Raw genomic sequence first — 5669 nt, 5'->3', positions numbered from 1 at the left:
CGCACTCGACGGACACCCGCCCATCACCCGCGTCAACAACCCTGCGGGTCAATACAGCTAGGGCCTTTGTGCACTGTCGGTGAGGGGACGCCCGGACCTACCATGACCTTGTGGACATCGAGGCATGGGTTTGGTGGCTGATAGGTGCGGCAGCTCTGGGCATTCCCCTCGTTCTGACCGCCATGCCCGAGTTCGGCATGATGGCGGTCGGCGCGGTCGCCGCCGCCATCGGCGCGGGCTTCGGACTCGGCCCCGTCGCCCAGGTCCTCGTCTTCGTGGTCGTCTCGGTCGCCCTCGTCTCCGTCGTACGCCCCATCGCCGCCCGCCACCGCGCCCAGCGCCCCCAACTCGCCACCGGCACCGAGGCGTTGAAGGGCCGTCAGGCCGTCGTCCTGGAACGGGTCGACGCCGAAGGCGGCCGGATCAAACTCGCGGGCGAGGTCTGGTCGGCTCGCGCGCTCGACACGGAACGGGTTTACGAACCGGGCCACCAGGTCGACGTCGTCGAGATCGACGGAGCCACTGCCATCGTCATGTGAACCATGCCAGGATCATCAGGTCCGGTAACTGCCAACGTTTCCAGGGCCATCCGAGAGCAAGAAGGGCACGGGGTACGCGATGCAACCGATCATCATCGTCCTGATCATCCTGGTGGTGCTGGTCTTCATCGCCCTGATCAAAACGATCCAGGTGATCCCGCAGGCCAGCGCCGCCATCGTGGAGCGCTTCGGCCGCTACACGAGGACGCTGAACGCGGGTCTGAACATCGTCGTCCCGTTCATCGACTCGATCCGCAACCGGATCGACCTCCGCGAGCAGGTCGTCCCCTTCCCGCCCCAGCCGGTCATCACCCAGGACAACCTGGTCGTCAACATCGACACCGTCATCTACTACCAGGTGACCGACGCCCGGGCCGCCACCTACGAAGTCGCCAGCTACATTCAGGCGATCGAGCAGCTCACCGTCACCACGCTCCGCAACATCATCGGCGGCATGGACCTGGAGCGCACCCTGACCTCCCGCGAGGAGATCAACGCGGCCCTGCGCGGCGTCCTCGACGAAGCCACCGGCAAGTGGGGCATCCGCGTCAACCGCGTCGAGCTCAAGGCGATCGAGCCGCCGACCTCCATCCAGGACTCGATGGAGAAGCAGATGCGCGCCGACCGTGACAAGCGCGCGGCCATCCTCCAGGCCGAAGGTGTACGGCAGTCGGAGATCCTGCGCGCCGAGGGCGAGAAGCAGTCCGCGATCCTGCGCGCCGAAGGTGAGGCCAAGGCGGCCGCCCTGCGCGCCGAGGGCGAGGCCCAGGCCATCCGTACGGTCTTCGAGTCCATCCACGCCGGCGACCCCGACCAGAAGCTGCTCTCCTACCAGTACCTCCAGATGCTCCCGAAGATCGCCGAGGGCGACGCCAACAAGCTCTGGATCGTGCCCAGCGAGATCGGCGACGCCCTCAAGGGCCTCTCCGGGGCTTTCGGCAACCTCGGCGGCGGCATGCCCGGCTTCAACACCGGCGGCAACAACAACGGCAACGGCGGGACCGAGCGCCGCGAAGCACCCCCGGTGGACTGACGGCCATGGGCCGAACGGCCCATGTGCCAGGGGCAGTTGACTGCCCCATACACCCTTCATGCATGATCAGTGAGGCCCCTCGACCTACATGGCGGGGAGGCGACTCACTGAACGTGTAAGGAGATGGCCTTGTCCATCTGGGAAGCACTCGCGGTCTTCGCGGCCGGCATCGGCGCGGGCACCATCAACACGATCGTCGGATCCGGCACGCTCCTCACCTTCCCCGTGCTCCTGGCAACCGGCCTGCCACCGATCACCGCCAACGTCTCCAACGCGCTCGGCCTGGTCCCCGGCTCCATCAGCGGGGCCATCGGCTACCGCCACGAACTGCGCGGCCAGACCCGCAGAGTGCTCCGACTCGGCGGCATCGCCCTGCTCGGCGGTCTCGCCGGGGCGATCCTGCTGCTCGCGCTGCCGTCCTCGTCGTTCGACGCGATCGTGCCGGTCCTGGTCGGCGCGGCCCTCGTCCTCGTCCTGTTCCAGCCGCGTCTGGCCGCCGTCATCAAGCGCCGCCGCGAGGCCCGCGGCACCGAGGCCCACCCCGAGGGCGGCGCCGCCCTCCTCGCCGGCCTCTTCCTCGCCAGCATGTACGGCGGCTACTTCGGCGCCGCCCAGGGCGTGCTCTACCTCTCCCTGATGGGCCTGCTCCTGCCCGACAGCCTGCAGCGCATCAACGCCGTCAAGAACATCCTCGGCGCGGTGGTCAACGGCATCGCGGCCGTCTTCTTCCTCTTCGTCGCCGAGTTCGACTGGACCGCAGTCCTGCTCATCGCCGTCGGCTCGACCATAGGAGGCCAGATCGGCGCCAAGGTCGGCCGCCGCCTCAAGCCCGCGGTGCTGCGCGGAGTGATCATCGCCGTCGGCGTCGTCGCGATCCTCCAACTGACCCTCAAATAGCGGCCGTACGCGCATGTGCCGACATGGCGCACCTTTACGTACATGAAGAAGCCCGCCTTCATCCCGAAGGCGGGCTCCCCACAAGGAAGTCGACCCCGTTACGCGGCCGGTACGGCGCCCGAAGCCAGCCACTCGGGCAGCTCGGACCGGTCCCCGGCCGCCATCGCGAGCAGCATCGCATCGGCCGGCGACGGCACGAACGGCTGCCGGAGCAGCGGCATCCCCGCCTCTTCGGGCGTCCGGTCCGCCTTGCGATGGTTGTCCTCGGCGCAGGAGGCCACCGTGTTCAGCCAGCCGTCCCGGCCGCCCTGCGCCCGCGGCACCACATGGTCCACGGTCGTCGCGCGCCGCCCGCAGTACGCGCACCGGTGCTGGTCCCTGATCAGCACGCCCCGCCTCGACCACGGAGCCTGTCTTCGGAAGGGCACCCGTACGTACCTGCACAGCCTGATCACCCGGGGCGCCGGTATGTCCATGGTGGCCGCACGCATCCGCAGACGGGGATGGGACTGCTCGACCACCGCCTTGTCCTGGAGCACCAGCACCACGGCACGGTTGAGCGTCACCGTCGACAGCGGCTCGAAGCTCGCGTTGAGTACCAGCGTGTCCCGCATCCTGCCCACCTCCGTAGTGCCGGCCCACTGACTGGCGGGCTGGGATCAACTCTGGCCGGGCTCGCCACGATGGACAACGCAATATCGGCGCCGACGCGGGCGACGCACCCGGCCGACAACAGAAAAATGCCCTGCCCTGATCTCTCCAAGACCAGGGCAGGGCAAACGGAAAGCGAACGATCAGCTCTGTGCGGGACCCGTGTACTCACCGATGAGCTGTGCACGCCCGAGCGTGTGGAACCGCAGATGGAAACCGACCACGGCAGGCGAGGCATCCGCGTCCGGGCCGAGCTTCTCGCTGTCGACCGCGTACACCGTGAAGACGTATCGGTGGGTCTCGCCGGCCGGCGGCGCGGCACCCCCGAAATCCTTCGACCCATAGTCGTTGCGCACCTGTACGGCCCCGGCCGGCAGCCCCTCGAACTTTCCGCTGCCGGCGCCCGCGGGCAGCTCGGTCACCGACGCCGGGATGTCGAACACCGACCAGTGCCAGAACCCGCTGCCCGTGGGCGCATCCGGGTCGAAGCACGTCACCGCGAAGCTCTTCGTCCCGGCCGGAAACCCTTCCCACCGCAGCTGCGGCGAGGTGTTCCCGGCCGCGTAGACCTGGGCGTCCTTGAGCACGGCACCCGGCTCGACGTCCTCGCTCACCACGGTGAACGACGGCACCTCGGGGTGGAAGTCGTGGGGAAGCGGCGGCCTCTTGAGCTCGCTCACGTCGGCACCTCCTGATTCGGCATCAACTGGCATCAACTGGTGGAACCGAGCCTAGGGCGTCTTCGCTCAGAACCAGTTCCGCCGCCCGCCGACCTCGGCCAGCCACTGATTGAGGTACGCCGCCCAGTCGGTCCCCCGGAAGTCGTGGAGGCCGACCTCGAACGAGCGGTAGGAGTCGCTGCCCTCGCTGAACAGACCCGGCTTCTTGTCCATCTCCAGGACCACGTCCATCGCGCGGTCGTCCGTGACGAAGGACAGCTCCACCTGGTTCAGACCCCGGTACTGCGACGGCGGGAGGAACTCGATCTCCTGGTAGAAGGGCAGCCGCTGCCGCGTGCCGCGAATGTGCCCCTTCTCCATGTCCGCGCTCTTGAAGCGGAAGCCCAGCTGGATGAACGCGTCGAGGATCGCCTGCTGGGCGGGCAGCGGATGGACCTGGATCGGGTCCAGATCGCCCGAGTCGAGCGCCCGGGCGATCTCCAGCTCGGTCGTCACGCCGATGTGCATGCCCCGCAGCTGCTGCCCGTCGACGGCCGTGACCGGCGTCTCCCAGGGAATCTCCAAGCCGAACGGCACCACGTGCACGGCCCCCGCCTTCACCTCGAAGGCCCCGCCGAGCCGCACCTTGGTGAACTCGATGTCCTGCTTGTGCTCGTGCTCGCCGCCCTCGACCTCGACGCGGGCCTGCAGCCCGACCGAGAGCCCCTCGATCTGCTGGTCGACCGACCCGCCCTGGATCCGCACCTCACCCTGGACGACCCCGCCCGGCACCACATTGGTCTCGGCGAGCTCGGTCTCCACCGATGCCCCACCGGCCCCCAGGCTCGCCAGCAGCCGCTTGAACCCCATGCCAGTCCTTCCCCTACGTCTTCTCGACCTCGACACCTACGAACGCGCAACCGCCGTGTCCGGTTCCGCCCACCGTCCACTACCCTCGGACGCCATGATCGCGGGCACCGAACGTACGCCACTGCCAAGGGACTTCTTCGACCGGCCCGTCCTGGAGGTCGCTCCGGACCTCCTGGGCCGCACGCTCGTACGCCATACCGCGTCGGGCCCTCTCGAACTCCGCCTGACGGAGGTGGAGGCGTACGACGGTCCGAACGACCCGGGCTCCCATGCCTTCCGCGGCCGTACGCCCCGGAACGAGGTGATGTTCGGGCCGCCCGGACACGCTTACGTCTACTTCACGTACGGCATGTGGCACTGCCTCAACCTGGTGTGCGGCCCCGAGGGGCGCGCGAGCGGTGTTCTGCTCAGGGCGGGGGAGATCCAGGTGGGCGCGGATCTGGCCCGCAAACGTCGAATCTCGGCCCGCTATGACCGAGAACTGGCCAAAGGCCCGGCCCGCCTGGCCACCGCACTGGACGTGGGACGGGCCCTGAACGGAACCGACGTGTGCGACGGCCCGGAGGCACCTCTGTCCGTACTGACTGGTACCCCTCCTACGCCCGACCAGGTACGCAATGGACCGCGCACCGGAGTGGGCGGCGACGGAGCCCCGCACCCGTGGCGCTTCTGGATCTCCGAGGACCCGACGGTGAGCCCGTACCGGGCGCATCAGCCCCGCAAGCGCCGAACTTGACTCGGCCTCAAGCGGCGCCTAACGTAGCCCGAGCCGCTTGAGACGGGCCCTGCTGTTCAGCAACCCCAGGCGGCCATCCACTACCTACGATCGAACCCCAACGGGTCTGCATTTCGGCATGCCGAAATTCGAACTCGAATGACTCGATTATGAATGGCCGGGGAAACCCGCTAAAGTAGTGGACACGCCGAAAGGGAAACGCGAAAGCGAAGATCTCGAAGCGAACCCCAATTCCGACGGGGAATCGGACACGAAAGAGTCTGATAGAGTCGGGAACACGAAAT

Annotated in this window: 7 protein-coding genes; 4 read left to right on the top strand and 3 right to left on the bottom strand. The window is 68.0% G+C overall.

Annotated features, from left to right (window positions below; translation table 11 throughout):
• Positions 1 to 110: 110 nt before the first annotated feature.
• From ABD346_RS37200 to ABD346_RS37190, 3 genes are all read left to right on the top strand, one after another.
• Positions 111 to 539 carry an NfeD family protein gene (locus ABD346_RS37200; RefSeq protein ID WP_344380743.1) on the top strand — a complete coding sequence of 143 codons (429 nt, stop codon included), beginning with the start codon at positions 111 to 113 and terminating at the stop codon, positions 537 to 539.
• Positions 540 to 618: 79 nt separating this feature from the next.
• The gene (locus ABD346_RS37195) at positions 619 to 1572 is read left to right on the top strand and encodes an SPFH domain-containing protein (protein WP_344380742.1); all 954 of its coding nucleotides are present in this window, start codon (positions 619 to 621) and stop codon (positions 1570 to 1572) included.
• A gap of 123 nt (positions 1573 to 1695) precedes the next feature.
• Complete coding sequence (locus ABD346_RS37190) at positions 1696 to 2469, top strand: sulfite exporter TauE/SafE family protein (protein ID WP_344380741.1); 774 nt, start codon at positions 1696 to 1698, stop codon at positions 2467 to 2469.
• Between the two features lie 98 nt (positions 2470 to 2567).
• On the opposite strand, the gene ABD346_RS37185 is transcribed toward ABD346_RS37190, so the two are convergent.
• From ABD346_RS37185 to ABD346_RS37175, 3 genes are all read right to left on the bottom strand, one after another.
• Entirely contained in the window at positions 2568 to 3083 is a 516-nt protein-coding gene (locus tag ABD346_RS37185) for an HNH endonuclease (protein WP_189961369.1), read from the bottom strand.
• Between the two features lie 180 nt (positions 3084 to 3263).
• The gene (locus ABD346_RS37180) at positions 3264 to 3800 is read right to left on the bottom strand and encodes a YbhB/YbcL family Raf kinase inhibitor-like protein (protein WP_344380740.1); all 537 of its coding nucleotides are present in this window, start codon (positions 3798 to 3800) and stop codon (positions 3264 to 3266) included.
• Positions 3801 to 3866: 66 nt separating this feature from the next.
• Complete coding sequence (locus ABD346_RS37175) at positions 3867 to 4649, bottom strand: sporulation protein (protein WP_344380739.1); 783 nt, start codon at positions 4647 to 4649, stop codon at positions 3867 to 3869.
• 94 nt (positions 4650 to 4743) lie between these two features.
• On the opposite strand from ABD346_RS37175, the gene ABD346_RS37170 reads away from it, so the two are divergent.
• Positions 4744 to 5385, top strand: coding sequence for a DNA-3-methyladenine glycosylase (locus ABD346_RS37170; RefSeq protein WP_344380738.1), 642 nt, complete (start codon positions 4744 to 4746; stop codon positions 5383 to 5385).
• Positions 5386 to 5669: the final 284 nt, after the last annotated feature.

The organism is Streptomyces mauvecolor (genome assembly GCF_039532965.1).
GTDB lineage: Bacteria > Actinomycetota > Actinomycetes > Streptomycetales > Streptomycetaceae > Streptomyces > Streptomyces violascens.
This window is presented reverse-complemented; position numbering and strand designations above follow the sequence as displayed.